The organism is Pseudonocardia sp. KRD291, assembly GCF_019263595.1.
Taxonomy (GTDB): domain Bacteria; phylum Actinomycetota; class Actinomycetes; order Mycobacteriales; family Pseudonocardiaceae; genus Pseudonocardia.
In genome coordinates, this window is sequence record NZ_JADQDD010000163.1 from 1 (window position 1) to 14,083 (window position 14,083).

14 protein-coding genes are annotated in these 14,083 nt (G+C 71.6%); 7 read left to right on the forward strand and 7 right to left on the reverse strand.

Annotation, left to right across the window (positions count from 1 at the left end; genetic code table 11):
* Positions 1–53 precede the first annotated feature (53 nt).
* Genes I4I78_RS20700 through I4I78_RS20715 form a run of 4 tightly spaced genes read right to left on the reverse strand, consistent with a single transcriptional unit; the run spans position 54 to position 4,420 of the window.
* Complete coding sequence (locus I4I78_RS20700) at positions 54–1,139, reverse strand: ABC transporter ATP-binding protein (RefSeq protein ID WP_218613101.1); 1,086 nt, start codon at positions 1,137–1,139, stop codon at positions 54–56.
* A gap of 34 nt (positions 1,140–1,173) precedes the next feature.
* A complete protein-coding gene (locus tag I4I78_RS20705) occupies positions 1,174–2,070 on the reverse strand; it encodes a carbohydrate ABC transporter permease (protein WP_218613102.1) in 897 nt (298 codons plus the stop codon).
* Positions 2,070–3,005, reverse strand: coding sequence for a carbohydrate ABC transporter permease (locus I4I78_RS20710; protein ID WP_218613103.1), 936 nt, complete (start codon positions 3,003–3,005; stop codon positions 2,070–2,072). Before I4I78_RS20710 ends, I4I78_RS20705 begins: the two co-directional genes overlap by 1 nt.
* Before the next feature lie 2 nt (positions 3,006–3,007).
* Complete coding sequence (locus tag I4I78_RS20715; protein ID WP_218613104.1) at positions 3,008–4,420, reverse strand: sugar ABC transporter substrate-binding protein; 1,413 nt, start codon at positions 4,418–4,420, stop codon at positions 3,008–3,010.
* Positions 4,421–4,617: 197 nt separating this feature from the next.
* Between I4I78_RS20715 and I4I78_RS20720 the strand changes: the two genes are divergently transcribed.
* Positions 4,618–5,607: a LacI family DNA-binding transcriptional regulator gene (locus I4I78_RS20720; RefSeq protein WP_218613105.1), complete on the forward strand. Its 990-nt coding sequence runs from the start codon at positions 4,618–4,620 to the stop codon at positions 5,605–5,607.
* A 251-nt stretch (positions 5,608–5,858) separates the two neighbouring features.
* On the opposite strand, the gene I4I78_RS20725 is transcribed toward I4I78_RS20720, so the two are convergent.
* Positions 5,859–6,926, reverse strand: a complete 1,068-nt coding sequence (locus I4I78_RS20725) for an ATP-dependent DNA ligase (protein ID WP_218613106.1) — start codon at positions 6,924–6,926, stop codon at positions 5,859–5,861.
* A 50-nt stretch (positions 6,927–6,976) separates the two neighbouring features.
* On the opposite strand from I4I78_RS20725, the gene mug reads away from it, so the two are divergent.
* A complete protein-coding gene (gene mug, locus I4I78_RS20730) occupies positions 6,977–7,537 on the forward strand; it encodes a G/U mismatch-specific DNA glycosylase (RefSeq protein ID WP_218613112.1) in 561 nt (186 codons plus the stop codon).
* Between the two features lie 88 nt (positions 7,538–7,625).
* Here mug and ligD read toward each other — a convergent pair whose 3' ends face one another.
* The gene (gene ligD, locus I4I78_RS20735) at positions 7,626–8,609 is read right to left on the reverse strand and encodes a non-homologous end-joining DNA ligase (RefSeq protein WP_218613107.1); all 984 of its coding nucleotides are present in this window, start codon (positions 8,607–8,609) and stop codon (positions 7,626–7,628) included.
* Positions 8,610–8,633: 24 nt separating this feature from the next.
* Entirely contained in the window at positions 8,634–8,894 is a 261-nt protein-coding gene (locus I4I78_RS20740; RefSeq protein ID WP_308252250.1) for a DUF2631 domain-containing protein, read from the reverse strand.
* Between the two features lie 139 nt (positions 8,895–9,033).
* Here I4I78_RS20740 and dxr point away from each other — a divergent pair, with 139 nt between their 5' ends.
* The 5 genes from dxr to I4I78_RS20765 form a co-directional block, all read left to right on the forward strand.
* Positions 9,034–10,227, forward strand: a complete 1,194-nt coding sequence (dxr, locus tag I4I78_RS20745) for a 1-deoxy-D-xylulose-5-phosphate reductoisomerase (RefSeq protein WP_218613108.1) — start codon at positions 9,034–9,036, stop codon at positions 10,225–10,227.
* Entirely contained in the window at positions 10,227–11,522 is a 1,296-nt protein-coding gene (locus tag I4I78_RS20750; protein ID WP_226380115.1) for an RIP metalloprotease, read from the forward strand. The genes dxr and I4I78_RS20750 overlap by 1 nt, the downstream gene beginning before the upstream one ends.
* Complete coding sequence (locus I4I78_RS20755) at positions 11,519–12,016, forward strand: hypothetical protein (RefSeq protein ID WP_218613109.1); 498 nt, start codon at positions 11,519–11,521, stop codon at positions 12,014–12,016. Before I4I78_RS20750 ends, I4I78_RS20755 begins: the two co-directional genes overlap by 4 nt.
* Positions 12,017–12,104: 88 nt before the next feature.
* Complete coding sequence (gene ispG, locus I4I78_RS20760) at positions 12,105–13,247, forward strand: flavodoxin-dependent (E)-4-hydroxy-3-methylbut-2-enyl-diphosphate synthase (protein ID WP_218613110.1); 1,143 nt, start codon at positions 12,105–12,107, stop codon at positions 13,245–13,247.
* 64 nt (positions 13,248–13,311) lie between these two features.
* On the forward strand, positions 13,312–14,083 hold a 772-nt coding region (locus I4I78_RS20765; RefSeq protein ID WP_218613111.1), incomplete at its 3' end, for a GNAT family N-acetyltransferase.

A 14,083-nucleotide genomic window follows, 5' to 3' on the forward strand; every position in this document is an offset into this window, starting at 1 on the left:
CGGGTCGGGGGCCGGTCCCTACAGCCGGCCGGTTCCTACCGGCGACCGGGTGCCTACAGGCGGTCGCCGGACTCGGGGTGGAACAGGTGCAGGTCGTCGGACGACGGGGTGAGCGAGACCAGGTCCCCGCGCCGGGCACCGGAGCGACCCCCGGTCCGGACGACGACCGTCGTCCCGGCGTCGTCGGCCAGGTGCCCGTAGAGGAACGCGTCGCTGCCCAGCTCCTCGACGACGTCGACCTGGGCCGGGACGCCCTCGCCGCCGTCCGGGCCGACCGTCCACTGCTCGGGCCGGATGCCGAGGGTGACGGTCTCCAGCCGGGCCGCGCCGATCGCCGAGCGCCGCGCCTGCGGCAGGGCAAGGTCGCGCCCGGCCAGGTGCACACCGCGCTCGGTCACCGGCAGCGTGAACAGGTTCATCGCGGGCGAGCCGATGAACCCGGCCACGAACGCGTTCTGCGGCCGGTCGTAGAGGTCGGCGGGGGCGTCGAACTGCTGCAGCTGCCCGTTCGCCAGCAGGGCGACCCGGTCGCCCATCGTCATGGCCTCGACCTGGTCGTGGGTGACGTAGACGGTGGTGACGCCGAGACGTCGCTGCATCGCGGCGATCTCGGTGCGGGTGGTGACCCGCATCTTGGCGTCGAGGTTGGACAGCGGCTCGTCCATCAGGAAGACCTGCGGCTCGCGCACGATCGCCCGGCCCATCGCGACGCGCTGGCGCTGGCCGCCGGACAGGGCGCGTGGCTTGCGGTCGAGGTAGTCGGTCAGGCCGAGCACGTCCGCGGCCTCGCGGACCTTCCTCGCGCGCTCGTCGGCGTCCATCCCGCGCATCTTGAGCGGGAACGCCATGTTCTCCCCGACGGTCTTGTTCGGGTACAGCGCGTAGTTCTGGAAGACCATCGCGATGTCACGGTCCCGCGAGGGCACCCCGACCATGTTCTTCCCGTCGATCCGGATGTCGCCGTCGTCGATCTCCTCGAGACCGGCCAGCATCCGCAGCGCGGTCGACTTCCCGGAGCCCGACGGGCCGACGAGCACGACGAACTCGCCGTCCTCGACCGTCAGGCTCAGCCGGTCGACGGCCGGCTTCTGCCCGGCCTGGTAGATCCGGGACGCCTTGTCGAACACGACGTCAGCCACGGTCGGCTCCGTTCTGTGGGGAGGGAAGAGGAAATCACTTGACGGCCCCGAAGGACAGGCCCTGGACGAGCTTGTTCTGCGCCACCCAGCCGGCGATGACGACCGGCAGGGCGGCCATCGTGGCGGCGGCGCACAGCTTGGCGAAGTACAGGCCCTCGGAGGTGATGAACCCGACGAGGAACACCGGCACCGTCGCGGCCTGGGAGGCGGTCAGGTTCACCGCGAAGAAGAACTCGTTCCAGGAGAAGATCACGCAGATGAGCGCGGTCGCGGCCATGCCGGGAGAGACCACCGGCAGCACCACCTCGCGCAGCGAGCGGAACAGCGAGGCGCCGTCCATGCTGGCCGCCTCCAGGAGCTCCTTGGGGACCTCCTGGAAGAACGAGCGCATCATCCACACCGCGATCGGCAGGTTCATCGCCGTGTAGAGCACGACCAGGGTCCAGATGTTGTCCAGCATCCCGATGTAGTTGACCACCACGTAGATCGGCACGATCGCCGCCACCACGGGGAGCATCTTGGTCGAGATGAAGAAGAACAGGACGTCCTGGGTCTTCTTGACCGGCCGCAGCGACACCGCGTACGCGGCCGGGGTGGCCAGCAGGATCACCAGGACCGTCGACATCAGCGTCGCGAACACCGAGTTGAGCAGGTAGGGCCCGATGCCGGAGGAGAACACCTCCTCGAACTGCGCCAGGGTCGGGGTGAAGAACAGCGTCGGCGGGCTGGTGTAGGCGTCGGCCTCCTGCTTGAACGCCGTGAGCACCATCCACAGGATCGGGAAGAAGAACCCGATCCCGACGACCCAGGCGAGCACGCCGAGCAGCACGTTGCCGGTGCGGCGCGGCTTCTTCGGCGTAATCCGCGGCGGGTCCGCGTCCGGCGTGCCGGACGCGGACCCGGCGGGGGACGAGAGGGTCTGCTCGGCCATCAGGACGTCTCCTCGGCTCCGGAGAAGCTGCGGAAGATCAGCCGCAGGGCGAACGTGGAGACGACGATCGTGGCCACCACGACCACCACGCCCATCGCCGCGGACTGACCGATGTCGAAGCCCAGGAACGCCCGCTGGTAGATGTAGAACGGCAGGTTCGCACTCGCCGTCCCGGGCCCGCCCTGGGTCATCATGTAGATCGTGTCGAACGTGTTGACCAGGTAGATCGCGCCGAGCACGACACCGAGCTCGATGAACCGGCGCAGGTGCGGCAGCGTGACCTCGCGGAAGATCGCGAAGCTGCCCGCGCCGTCCACCCGAGCGGCCTCCAGCACGTCGGAGGGCTGGGACTGCAGCCCGGCCAGGGTCAGCAGCATCATGAACGGCGTCCACTGCCAGATCAGGGCGATCATCACCGAGGTCAGGGGGAACGACGACACCCAGTCCGTCTGGCCCGCCCCGAACGGGGAGAGCACGAAGTTGATCAGCCCGTAGGTCGGGTCGAACAGCACCGTCTTCCACAGCAGCGCGCCGGCCACCGGGGTGATCAGGAACGGCGTGATCAGCAGCGTGCGAACGAACCCGCGGCCGAAGAACTGCCGGTCCAGCAGCAGTGCGAACAGCAGGCCGAGGATCATCGCGAAGATCACTGCGCCGACCGTGAGCAGCACCGAGTTCAGCGCCACCCCGCGGAACTGCGAGTCGGTGAACACCGTCGCGTAGTTGTCCAGGCCGACGAAGCTCTGGCTGCCGGGGCGGACCAGGTTCCAGGACTGCAGCGAGTAGTAGATCGTCACCAGGAACGGCAGCTGCGTCACGATGATCGCGAAGATCAGCGCGGGCAGCAGCGGGGCCCGCCGGATCCACCCGTCACGGGCGGAGCCGGTCCCCCTGGCCGGGCGGGCGGGAGCGGCCGCGGGCCGCTCGTCGGTCATCGTCACTGTCCGGCCCCGTCCTGCTGGTAGGTCTCGCCGACGGTCGTCGCGTACTGCTGTCCCTGCTCCAGGGCCTCGTCGACGCTCTGCTGGCCGGCGATCGCCGCGGAGATCTGCTGGCTGACCCGGGTGCCCATGTCCTGGAACTCGGGGATGCCGACGAACTGGATACCGCTGTAGGGCACCGGCTTGCTGCTCGGACGGTCCTGGTCGGCGCTGCTGATCGCCTGCAGGGTCTGCGGGGCGTAGGCCTTCGAGGACTCCGCGTACTCCGGGATGCGGTAGGTCGACTGCCGGGCGCCGGGGGGCACCGACTCCCAGCCCAGCTCCTCACCGACCATCTGCTGGTAGGGCTTGGAGGTCATCCAGGACAGGAACTTCCAGGTGTCCTCCACGGCGCCGGGGCCCTTCTCCGCGGTCGTGCGCGGGATGGCCAGCGCCCACGAGTACAGCCAGCCCGACGGGCGGCCGTCCGCGCCGACCGGGGCCGGGGCGTAGCCGACGTTCCCGGCGACCTTGGACTCCTCGGGGTTCTCCACGGTGCCCGAGGCGACGGTCGCGTCGTACCACATCGCGGCGTTGCCCTGGCTGAACTGCGTGCCGCACTCGGAGAACCCGGCGGTCGCCGCACCCGGCTGCCCATAGCGGCTGACCAGGTCGACGTAGAACTGGACGGCCGAGCGGAACTCCGGGGAGTTCAGCTGGGCGTTCCAGCCCTCGTCGAACCAGCGTCCGCCGAACGCGTTCACGACGGTGTCCAGCGGGGCCATCAGCTCACCCCAGCCGGGCTTGCCGCGCAGGCAGATGCCGGCCCGTCCGGACTGCTCGTCGTCGAGCTTCGCGGCGAACTCGGCGACCTGCGGCCAGGTGGGCTTCGCCGGCATGGTGAGCCCGGCCCGGGCGAACAGGTCCTTGCGGTACATCAGGAACGAGGACTCGCCGTAGAACGGCGTCGAGTACATGTGCCCGTCCGGCCCGGACAGCGCCTTGCGCACGGCCGGGATGAAGTCGTTCTCGTCGTAGCCGGGGGTCGCAGCCATCAGCGGGTCGAGGTCGGTGAGCCAGCCGTTGCGGGCCCACTGCGGCGTCTCGTAGTTGCTGATCATGACCGCGTCGAACTCGTCGCCGCCGGTGGCCACCGAGGAGGTGATCTTCGCGCGGGCCTCGTTCTCGGAGAGGCTGACGAACTTGAGCCGGATCCCCGGGTTCTCCGCCTCGAACTTCGGCGCGAGGTCGACCGCGTCCTCCATCTGCGGGTTGGACACGATCGCGATCGTGATCGTCCGGGCGCCCTCGGCGGCGCCGAGCGCCCCGGCGCCGGCGCACCCGGAGACGGTCAGGGCGAGCACCCCGAGCAGTGCCGCGACCACCGACCGTCGGGGACGGCCGCGTGCGGTGCGGAGGGGTGGGGCCACGGTGGGGTCTCCTCTGCGCTGAGGACGGATACGGTGGTCCGTCCGACCTCTGTGACGTGTGCCACGCCGCCGAGCCGAACGAGCAAACGGTATGTCCGCTTAAGCGCTTACGCAAGCGATTGCCTGTAATCTGGGTCTCATCCGTGCTGCCCGTCGGTGAGCGTCGTCAGAGTCCAGGGAGGTGTGCCATCACCACCATGGCCGAGGTCGCCCGGCTGGCCGGGGTGTCCACCGCGACCGTCTCGCACGTCCTCAACGGGACACGCCGGGTCCGCGACGCCACCCGCCAGCAGGTCCTGAACGCGATGGCGGCCGTGGACTACACACCGAACCAGGTCGCCCGCTCGCTGGCCACCTCGCGCACCACGACGATCGGCCTGGCGCTGTCCGCGATCTCCAACCCGTACTTCGGCGACCTGCTCCGCGCGGTGGAGAACGAGGCGGCCGCGTCCGGCTACACGCTGCTGCTGGTCGACCCGCACGAGGACCCGGCCTACGAGGGGACGGCCGTGCGCCGGCTGCGGCACCGGGTGGACGGGGTGCTGCTGGCCCCGTCGGCGGACGCGCACGACACACTCGCCGAGCTGGCCGCCCAGCACGTCCCGACGGTGCTGGTGGACCGCATCGTCGGCGGCGTGCACGACCAGGTCGGGACCGAGAACGTGGAGCCGGTCGCCGAGCTCGTCGCGCACCTGACCGCGGGCGGGCACACCCGGATCGGCTTCGTCGCCGGGCACGCGGGCCTGACCACCACCGTCGAGCGGCTCGACGGGTTCCGCCTCGGGATGTCGCGTGCCGGGCTCGACGTCGACGAGACCCTGGTGGTCGACGGCGACTCGGAGTCCGAACCGGCCCGTCGCGCCGTCCTCGCCCTGTTCGACCGCGCCGACCCGCCGACCGCGGTGATCCCGGCGAACAACGCGATGACGATCGGTGCGATGCAGGGCCTGCACGAGTCCGGGCGCAGGGTCCCCGACGACGTCGCGCTCGTCGCGTTCGACGACTTCCCCTGGGCGGACGCGTTCCGGCCCCGCCTCACGGTGATCGCGCAGCCGTTCGCGGAGATCGGCCGTGAGGCGGTGCGGATGCTCCTGCGCCGGATGGAGCAGCCCGACGCGCCGCCGTCCACCGTGCGGCTGCCCGCCCGGTTCGTGCACCGTGAGTCCTGCGGCTGCGTCCCGGCCTGACGACGGGGAGGGTGATCACGGCACCGGGAGTGGAACTGACCCTGCAGGTCGCCCGCGCTCCCGCCGTCGTGATCATCGGCGTCGGGCCTCGGCCCGGGCCCGCACGGGCGGATCCTGGCCCACCACGGGCCGCCCGGTGGGCGGAGCAGGCCTGCGGTTCGCGATCGCGTATCCGGGCTGAACACGCCGGTGGGAGCGGAACCGACCGCACCGGTCGGTTGCGCTCCCACAACGACGATCAGCCGGGACGATCACCCGCCGGTGAGGACCTCGGCGAGGTCGAAGCGGACCGGGTGCTCGAGCTGGTCGTAGGTGCACGAGTGCGGGTCCCGGTCCTCGCGCCAGCGCACGAACTGGGTGGTGTGCCGGAAGCGCACGCCCTCCATGTAGTCGTAGCGCACCTCGAGGACGCGCTCCGGGCGCAGCGGGACGAACGACAGGTCCTTGCCGGCGTTCCAGCGGCTGGTCTCGGACTTGCGTGGGGTCCGCTCGCCCTCCTCCTGCTTCGCCCAGGCCCACGGGTGGTGGTCGAAGTCGGTGACCAGCGGCGCCAGCTCGGTCATCAGCTCGCGGCGGCGCGCCATCGGGAACGCGCCGACGACGCCGACCGAGACGAGCACGTCGCGGGAGTCGTAGAGCCCCAGCAGCAGTGACCCGATCGCGTCCGGGCCGGACTTGTGCACCCGGTACCCGGCGAGCACGCAGTCCGCGGTCCGCTCGTGCTTGATCTTGGTCATGGTGCGCTTGTCCGGCTGGTAGAGCAGGTCGGGCTTCTTGGCGATCAGCCCGTCCAGCCCGGCGCCCTCGAACGTCTCGAACCACCGCTGCGCGACGTCGTGGTCGCGGGTCAGCGGGGTCAGGTACACCGGGGCGGACGCGACGGCCAGCGCGTCCTCGAGCATCGTGCGGCGCTCGGACAGCGGGCGGGCCATCAGGTCGTCGTCGCCGAGCGCGAGCAGGTCGAACGCGACGAACGACGCCGGCGTCTGCTCGGACAGGAGCTTCACCCGGCTGGCGGCAGGGTGGATGCGCTGCTGCAGGGCCTCGAAGTCGAGCAGGTTCTGGTCGGTGTTCGCGACGATGATCTCGCCGTCGATCACCGCGCGCTCCGGGAAGTTCGCCTTCACCGCCTCGACGACCTCGGGGAAGTAGCGGGTCATCGGCCGCTCGTTGCGGCTGCCGATCTCGACCTCGTCGCCGTCCCGGAAGATGATCGCCCGGAAGCCGTCCCACTTGGGCTCGTAGAGCTGCCCCTGCGGGATCGACGGGGCCGGTTTGGCCAGCATGGGCGAGATCGGCGGCATGACGGGCAGGTCCACGGCGGGTCAGTCTCCTCCGCGCCCGCGTGTGGTTCCATCCCCGGGTGGCGATTCGGAGGCTGCCGGACGCGGCGGAGCTCGACGCGGCGCGTTCCCGCACGATCCCGGACGTCCTGCCCGGCCCGGGTGACCCGCCGGCGCGGGTGCTGTTCTGCGGCATCAACCCCGGGCTGGTGAGCGCTGCGACCGGGCACCACTTCGCCCGTCCCGGCAACCGGTTCTGGCCGGTCCTGCACGACTCCGGGTTCACCCCGCGCCTGCTGCGCCCGGACGAGCAGGGCGAGCTCGCGACCTGGGGGCTGGGCATCACGAACATGGCGCCGCGGGCCACCGCCCGGGCCGACGAGCTCACCGACGACGAGGTGGTCGCGGGCGGCCGGCGTCTGCGCGTGCTGGTCGCGGAGCTGGCCCCGGCGTGGCTGGCGGTGGTCGGGATCGGCGCCTACCGGACGGCGTTCGCGCAGGTCAAGGCCACGGTGGGGGAGCAGGACGAGCGGCTCGGCGCCACCGGCGTCTGGGTGCTGCCCAACCCCAGTGGCCTCAACGCCCACTGGTCCCGCGAGGCGATGACGGCCGAGTTCGCCCGCCTCCGCAGCCGCACCCGCACCTGAGCCCCCGCATCATGGCTCCACGACGCGGCGCCGGGTAGCCAACAGCAGCGTCATGGCTCCACGACGCGGTGCCGGGGTGGCCTCGTGGTCAGGCGTTGTCCAGGTCGGTGGTCTCGGGGTCGGGTGGGGGGTCTGCGCCGTCGTTCGCGTCGCGGTCGGCCCACTCCAGCAGCGGCGCGATGTCGAACACGGCATCGTCGATGCCGGCGTGCAGGTCGCCCAGCTCGGCGAAGCGGGCCGGCATGGTCGCGATCGTGAAGTCACCCGGCTCGGCGTCGTCGATCTCGTCCCAGCGCAGCGGGGCGGACACGCGCGCCTCGGGGACGCCGCGCACCGAGTAGGCCGAGGCGATCGTGTGGTCGCGGGCGTTCTGGTTGTAGTCGACGAAGACCTTCGACGGGTCGCGGTCCTTGCGCCACCAGTTCAGGTCCACCAGCGAGGAGCGCCGCCCGACCTCGCGGGCGAACGCGTGCGCCGCGCGCCGGACGTCGGCGAAGCCGTGGTCGGGCGGGATCCGGACGTAGACGTGCAGGCCCTTGCCGCCGGAGGTCTTCGGGAAGCCGGTCGCGCCCAGCTCGTCGAGCACCTCGTGCGCGACGTGCGCGACCCGGCGGACGTCGGCGTAGCTGGTCTCGGGCATCGGGTCCAGGTCGATCCGCCACTCGTCCGGTGCCTCGACGTCGGCGGCCCGGGAGTTCCAGGGGTGGAACTCCACCGTCGACATCTGGACCGCCCACACCACGTCGGCCGGGTGCGCCACGCACAGCTCGTCGGCGTTGCGGTTGTAGCGGGGGAAGTGCACCCGCACGGTGCGCACCCAGTCCGGGGCGCTGCGGGGGAGCCGCTTCTGGTGGACCTTGTCCCCGGTCACGCCGGTGGGGAAGCGGTGCATCATGCACGGCCGGTCGCGCAGCGCGCGGACGATGCCGTCGCCGACCGACTCGTAGTAGCGGGCGAGGTCGAGCTTCGTCTCGCCGCGGGTCGGGAAGTAGACCCGCTCCGGGCTCGACAGGCGCACGGTCCGGCCGCCGATCGTCAGCTCGACCGGCTCACCCGCGCTGCTGGCGGCCACGGATCGTCGGGGTCGGGAGCGGGCTCAGCGGCGCCAGGCGTGACGCCCGCGCCGGATGCTCCAGGCCACGCCGGCCAGCAGGGCGACCGCGGGGATCACCATGAACAGGATCTCGGTCCAGCTGGTGGGGTGCCCGATCAGCATCAGGATCAGCGCGATCGCGGAGAGGGCGCCGGCGATCTTCGTGCCGTTCGGGAACGTGGCGTGCCAGCCCCAGTCGACCGAGGGCTCTTCGTCGGGGTCGACGCCCGACCGGACGGCGATTTCCCTCGAGTTGCTCGCCACGTGCACCCTCCTGATCGAGCTCGTACCTTCGAGGTCACATGGTTGCACAACGGCGCCGCGAGGATGATGTGCGGTGATGACCGAGAGCAGCGTAAGCGAAACGAGCATCGGCACCGAGTCCGCCACACCTGCCGCCGCCATGCCCCCTCCCGCCGCCTCCGACCGGACCGAGCCCCGCTCGCTGATCATTCTCGGCTCCACCGGGTCGATCGGCACCCAGGCCCTCGACGTCGTCGTCCACGCCGGCGGCTTCACCGTGACCGGGCTGGCCGCGGGGGGCTCCGACGTGGCGCTGCTCGCCGAGCAGGTCCGCGCGCACCGGGTGCCGCGGGTGGCGGTCTCCTCCGCCGCCGCGGCCGCCGAGCTGCGCGCCGCCGTCCCCGGCCTCGACGTGCTCGAGGGCCCGGACGCCGCGACCGAGCTGGTGGCCGGGTCCCGCGCCGACGTCGTGCTGAACGGGATCACCGGCTCGCGCGGGCTCGGGCCGACGCTGGCCGCGCTCGCGGCCGGGTCGACGCTGGCGCTGGCCAACAAGGAGTCGCTGGTCGCGGGTGGCCCGCTGGTCCTCTCCGCGGCCGCGCCCGGGCAGATCGTGCCGGTGGACTCCGAGCACTCGGCGCTGGCCCAGTGCCTGCGCGGGGGCAGCGCCGAGGAGGTGGCGCGGCTGGTCCTGACCGCGTCCGGGGGCCCGTTCCGCGGGCGGTCCCGGACCGACCTCACCGACGTCACGGTGGCCGAGGCGCTCGAGCACCCCACCTGGGCGATGGGCCCGGTCGTGACGATCAACTCGGCGACGCTGGTGAACAAGGGGCTCGAGCTGATCGAGGCGCACCTGCTGTTCGGCGTGCCCTACGACCGGATCGACGTCACGGTGCACCCGCAGTCGATCGTGCATTCGATGGTCACGTTCACCGACGGCTCGACGATCGCCCAGGCCTCGCCGCCGGACATGCGGTTGCCGATCGCGCTCGGCCTGGCCTGGCCGGACCGGGTCGCGGGCGCCGCCGCGGCGTGCACCTGGGACACCGCGCAGACCTGGACGTTCGAGCCGCTCGACGACGACGCGTTCCCGGGCGTGCGGCTGGCGCGCGCCGCGGGCCAGGCGGGGGGCTGCCTGCCGGCCGTGCTCAACGCCGCGAACGAGGAGCTCGTCGAGGCCTTCGTGGCCGGGGCCATCCGGTACACCGATATCACCGACCTGCTCTCGGAGACCCTGGACGCCGCCGACGGCTGGACGCGTGACCCCGCTACCGTGGCGGACGTGCTGGCTGCCGAGGACTGGGCCCGCGTACACGCCCGTGAGCGGGCGGGAACGGGGGCCACCACATGCTGATGACGGTTCTCGGGATCGTGATCTTCTTCGTCGGGATCCTGATCTCCATCGCCTGGCACGAGCTCGGGCACTTCGTCACCGCCCGCTGGTTCGGGATCAAGGTCCCGGAGTTCTTCGTCGGGTTCGGCCGCACGGTGTGGTCGCGCAAGGTCGGCGAGACCGAGTACGGGATCAAGGCGATCCCGATGGGCGGCTACGTCCGCATGATCGGCATGATCCCGCCGGCCAAGGGCGGCGGGAACCTCGGCCGCTCGCGGCGGACCGGCCCGTTCCAGGGCCTGATGGACGACGCCCGCCAGCAGTCCGCGATGGATGTCCTGCCTCAGGACGTGGACCGCCAGTTCTGGATGCGATCGCCGTGGAAGCGCATCGTGGTGATGTTCGGCGGGCCGTTCATGAACCTGATCCTGGCGATCGGCCTGTTCGCCGTCGTGCTGATGGGCATCGGCGTGCAGCAGGAGGGGACCCAGGTCCGCTCAGTGAGCGCCTGCGTGCTGCCGGCGAGCGCTCCGGTGGATGCGACCTGCACCCCGGGCGCGGCGCCGACCCCGGCGGCAGAGGCCGGGTTCCGGGCCGGTGACCGGATCGTCGCCCTGAACGGTCAGAGCTTCGGGCCGAACGACGGACGCGCCCTGCGGGAGGCGATCCGCGTCGCGTCCGGGCCGACGCTGGTGACGGTCGAGCGCGACGGCCGGCGCCTGGATCTCCCGACCACGGTCATCGAGAACCAGGTGCAGGACTTCAACGACCCCAAGGCGACGGTGCCGGCCGGATTCCTCGGGGTGGGGCTGCTGCCCGGCGACTACGTCCGCCAGGACGCCGGTGCCGTCGTCGACGAGATGGGAGCCATCATCTCGCGAACCGGACGGGCGATCATCGAGTTGCCCTCCCGGGTTCCCGCGCTGTTCGGCGCCGCCTTCATGGGCGAGGAACGTGACGAGGACGGGCCGGTCGGCATCGTCGGCGCATCCCGGCTCGGTGGCGAGATCCTCGCCCAGGAGGCGCCGCTGCGGGCCGAGCTGTCGTTCTTCCTGACGCTGCTGGCCGCGGTCAACATCTCGCTGTTCCTGTTCAACCTCTTGCCGATCCCGCCGCTGGACGGCGGCCAGATCTTCCCGGCGATCTGGGAGTCGATCAAGCGCCACAGCTACCGCCTGATGGGCCGGCCCGACCCCGGCCCGGTGGACGTGGCGAAGCTGCTGCCGGTCGCGATGGTGGTCGCGATGATCTTCATCGCCTGGAGCGGCATGTTGCTGGTGGCCGACCTGTTCAACCCGATCCGATTCTTCGGATGAGCCGGACGGCGACGAACGGGGCCGCCCGCCCGGTCGCGGTGTTCGACATCGACGGCGTGCTCGCCGACGTCACGCACCGCCTGCACTTCCTCGACGTGCACCGGTGGGAGCGCTTCTTCGCCGCCGCCGACGTCGACCCGCTGCTCGACGAGGGCGCGGACCGGCTGCGCGAGGCCCAGGCCGATCACGACGTCGTCTACCTGACCGGTCGCCCGGAACGGAACCGGCGCCTGACCGTGCGCTGGCTGGCGAGCCACGACCTGCCCACGTCTCCGCTCTACATGCGGTCCGACGACGACCACCGGCCCGCCCGCTACGTCAAGCGCGAGGTGCTGCGCAACCTGTCCCGGACCCGGGAGATCGCCTCGATCATCGACGACGACCCGGCCGTGGTCGCGATGCTGGAGGCCGACGGCTGGCCGATCGAGCTGGCGACCTGGCTACCGCACTCCTCGACGCTGCAGGACGCCCAGGAGAACCAGGGCCGCACCTGACCTGTCCCCGGACACCCGCGGCCGCCGGGGGAGTGCGTCGCGACACGGGGAACGGCGTGCGCCACGCACTGGTGGGACACTCGGGATCGTGAGCGTCTCCCTGGGTATGCCGTCCGCACCTGCGCCGACCCTGGCGCCCCGCCGGAAGACCCGTCAGCTGCAGGTCGGGCCGGTCGGCGTCGGATCCGACCACCCGATCTCCGTGCAGTCCATGACCACCACCCTGACCTCCGACGTCAACGCGACGCTGCAGCAGATCGCCGAGCTGACCGCGTCCGGATGCGACATCGTGCGCGTGGCCTGCCCCTCGGCCGACGACGCCGAGGCGCTGCCGGCGATCGCGGCCAAGTCGCAGATCCCGGTCATCGCCGACATCCACTTCCAGCCCAAGTACGTCTTCGCCGCGATCGAGGCCGGGTGCGCCGCCGTGCGCGTCAACCCGGGCAACATCCGCAAGTTCGACGACCAGGTCAAGGAGATCGCGCAGGCCGCGAAGGACCACGGCACGCCGATCCGGATCGGCGTCAACGCGGGCTCGCTGGACAAGCGGCTGATGGAGAAGCACGGCAAGGCCACCCCGGAGGCGCTGGCCGAGTCCGCGCTCTGGGAAGCGGGCCTGTTCGAGGAGCACGGCTTCGGAGACATCAAGATCTCGGTCAAGCACAACGACCCGGTCGTCATGGTGCGGGCCTACGAGATCCTGGCCGAGCAGTGCGACTACCCGCTGCACCTGGGCGTCACCGAGGCCGGCCCCGCGTTCCAGGGGACGATCAAGTCCGCGGTCGCGTTCGGTGCGCTGCTGCGCCAGGGGATCGGCGACACGATCCGCGTCTCGCTCTCCGCGCCGCCGGTCGAGGAGATCAAGGTCGGCGCGCAGATCCTGCAGTCGCTCAACCTGCGCCCGCGCAAGCTCGAGATCGTGTCCTGCCCGTCCTGCGGGCGCGCCCAGGTCGACGTCTACAAGCTGGCCGACGAGGTGACCGCCGGGCTGACCGGCATGGAGGTCCCGCTGCGCGTGGCCGTCATGGGCTGCGTGGTGAACGGGCCCGGCGAGGCCCGCGAGGCCGACCTCGGCGTCGCCTCCGGCAACGGCAAGGGCCAGATCTTCGTCAAGGGTGAGGTCATCAAGACCGTGCCCGAGCACGCCATCGTGGAGACGCTCATCGAGGAGGCCATGCGCCTGGCCGAGACGATGGAGACCGAGGGCGAGCCTGAGGTGTCGGTCGGCTAGGCGCCACCGCACGCGGAGATGAGCCACAGGTGACCGGACGACGACGACGTGGCATGGTGAGACGGTGCTGAGGGTTGCCGGTGCACGGCTGCTCGACGACCGACACCGGTCGGGGGTGCACGCCGCCCTGGACGCGGATCCGGTCGCGTCGTGCATGGTCGCCGCACGTGTCGAGGCCGTCGGGCTGGACCCGTGGCGGCTCGGCGGTGAGCTGTGGGCGGCCGGGTCCGGCACGGACGGGCTGTGCTTCTCCGGTGCGAACCTGGTGCCGCTGCGCGGCGAGCGCTCCGCGATCCGTGCGTTCGCCGAGCGGGCGCGCCGCACCGGGCGGGTGTGCTCGTCGCTGGTCGGACGCTCCGAGCTGGTGCTGCCGCTGTGGGAGGACCTCGCGGGGGTGTGGGAACCGGCCCGCGAGATCCGCCCGGACCAACCCCTGATGGTGCTCTCCGGCGCGCCCGCGGTCGCGCCCGACCCGCACGTGCGCGCCGTCCGGATCGACGAGCTCGAGCGGTACCTGCCGGCCGCGGTCGCGATGTTCACCGAGGAGGTCGGCGTCGACCCGCGCGCCGGTGACGGCGGCGCCGGCTACCGCGCCCGGGTCGCCGAGCTGATCACCTCCGGTCGCGCGTTCGCCCGGTTCCACGAGGGCGAGGTCGTGTTCAAGGCCGAGATCGGCGCGCTGTCGAGGCGGATCGGGCAGATCCAGGGGGTCTGGGTGCACCCGGCGTGGCGCGGCCGTGGCCTCGGCACCACCGGCACCGCCGCCGTGACCGACGCGCTGTCCGGCATGGGACGCGCGTCGAGCCTCTACGTCAACGCGTTCAACACCCCCGCCC

Excerpts from the sequence above, each read along its gene's own strand:
- I4I78_RS20705 (WP_218613102.1), bottom strand. The coding sequence starts at position 2,070 with ATGGCCGAGCAGACCCTCTCGTCCCCCGCCGGGTCCGCGTCCGGCACG.
- I4I78_RS20710 (WP_218613103.1), bottom strand. The coding sequence starts at position 3,005 with ATGACCGACGAGCGGCCCGCGGCCGCTCCCGCCCGCCCGGCCAGGGGG.
- I4I78_RS20750 (WP_226380115.1), top strand. The coding sequence starts at position 10,227 with ATGACGGTTCTCGGGATCGTGATCTTCTTCGTCGGGATCCTGATCTCC.
- dxr (WP_218613108.1), top strand. The coding sequence starts at position 9,034 with ATGCCCCCTCCCGCCGCCTCCGACCGGACCGAGCCCCGCTCGCTGATC.
- I4I78_RS20755 (WP_218613109.1), top strand. The coding sequence starts at position 11,519 with ATGAGCCGGACGGCGACGAACGGGGCCGCCCGCCCGGTCGCGGTGTTC.
- I4I78_RS20720 (WP_218613105.1), top strand. The coding sequence starts at position 4,618 with ATGGCCGAGGTCGCCCGGCTGGCCGGGGTGTCCACCGCGACCGTCTCG.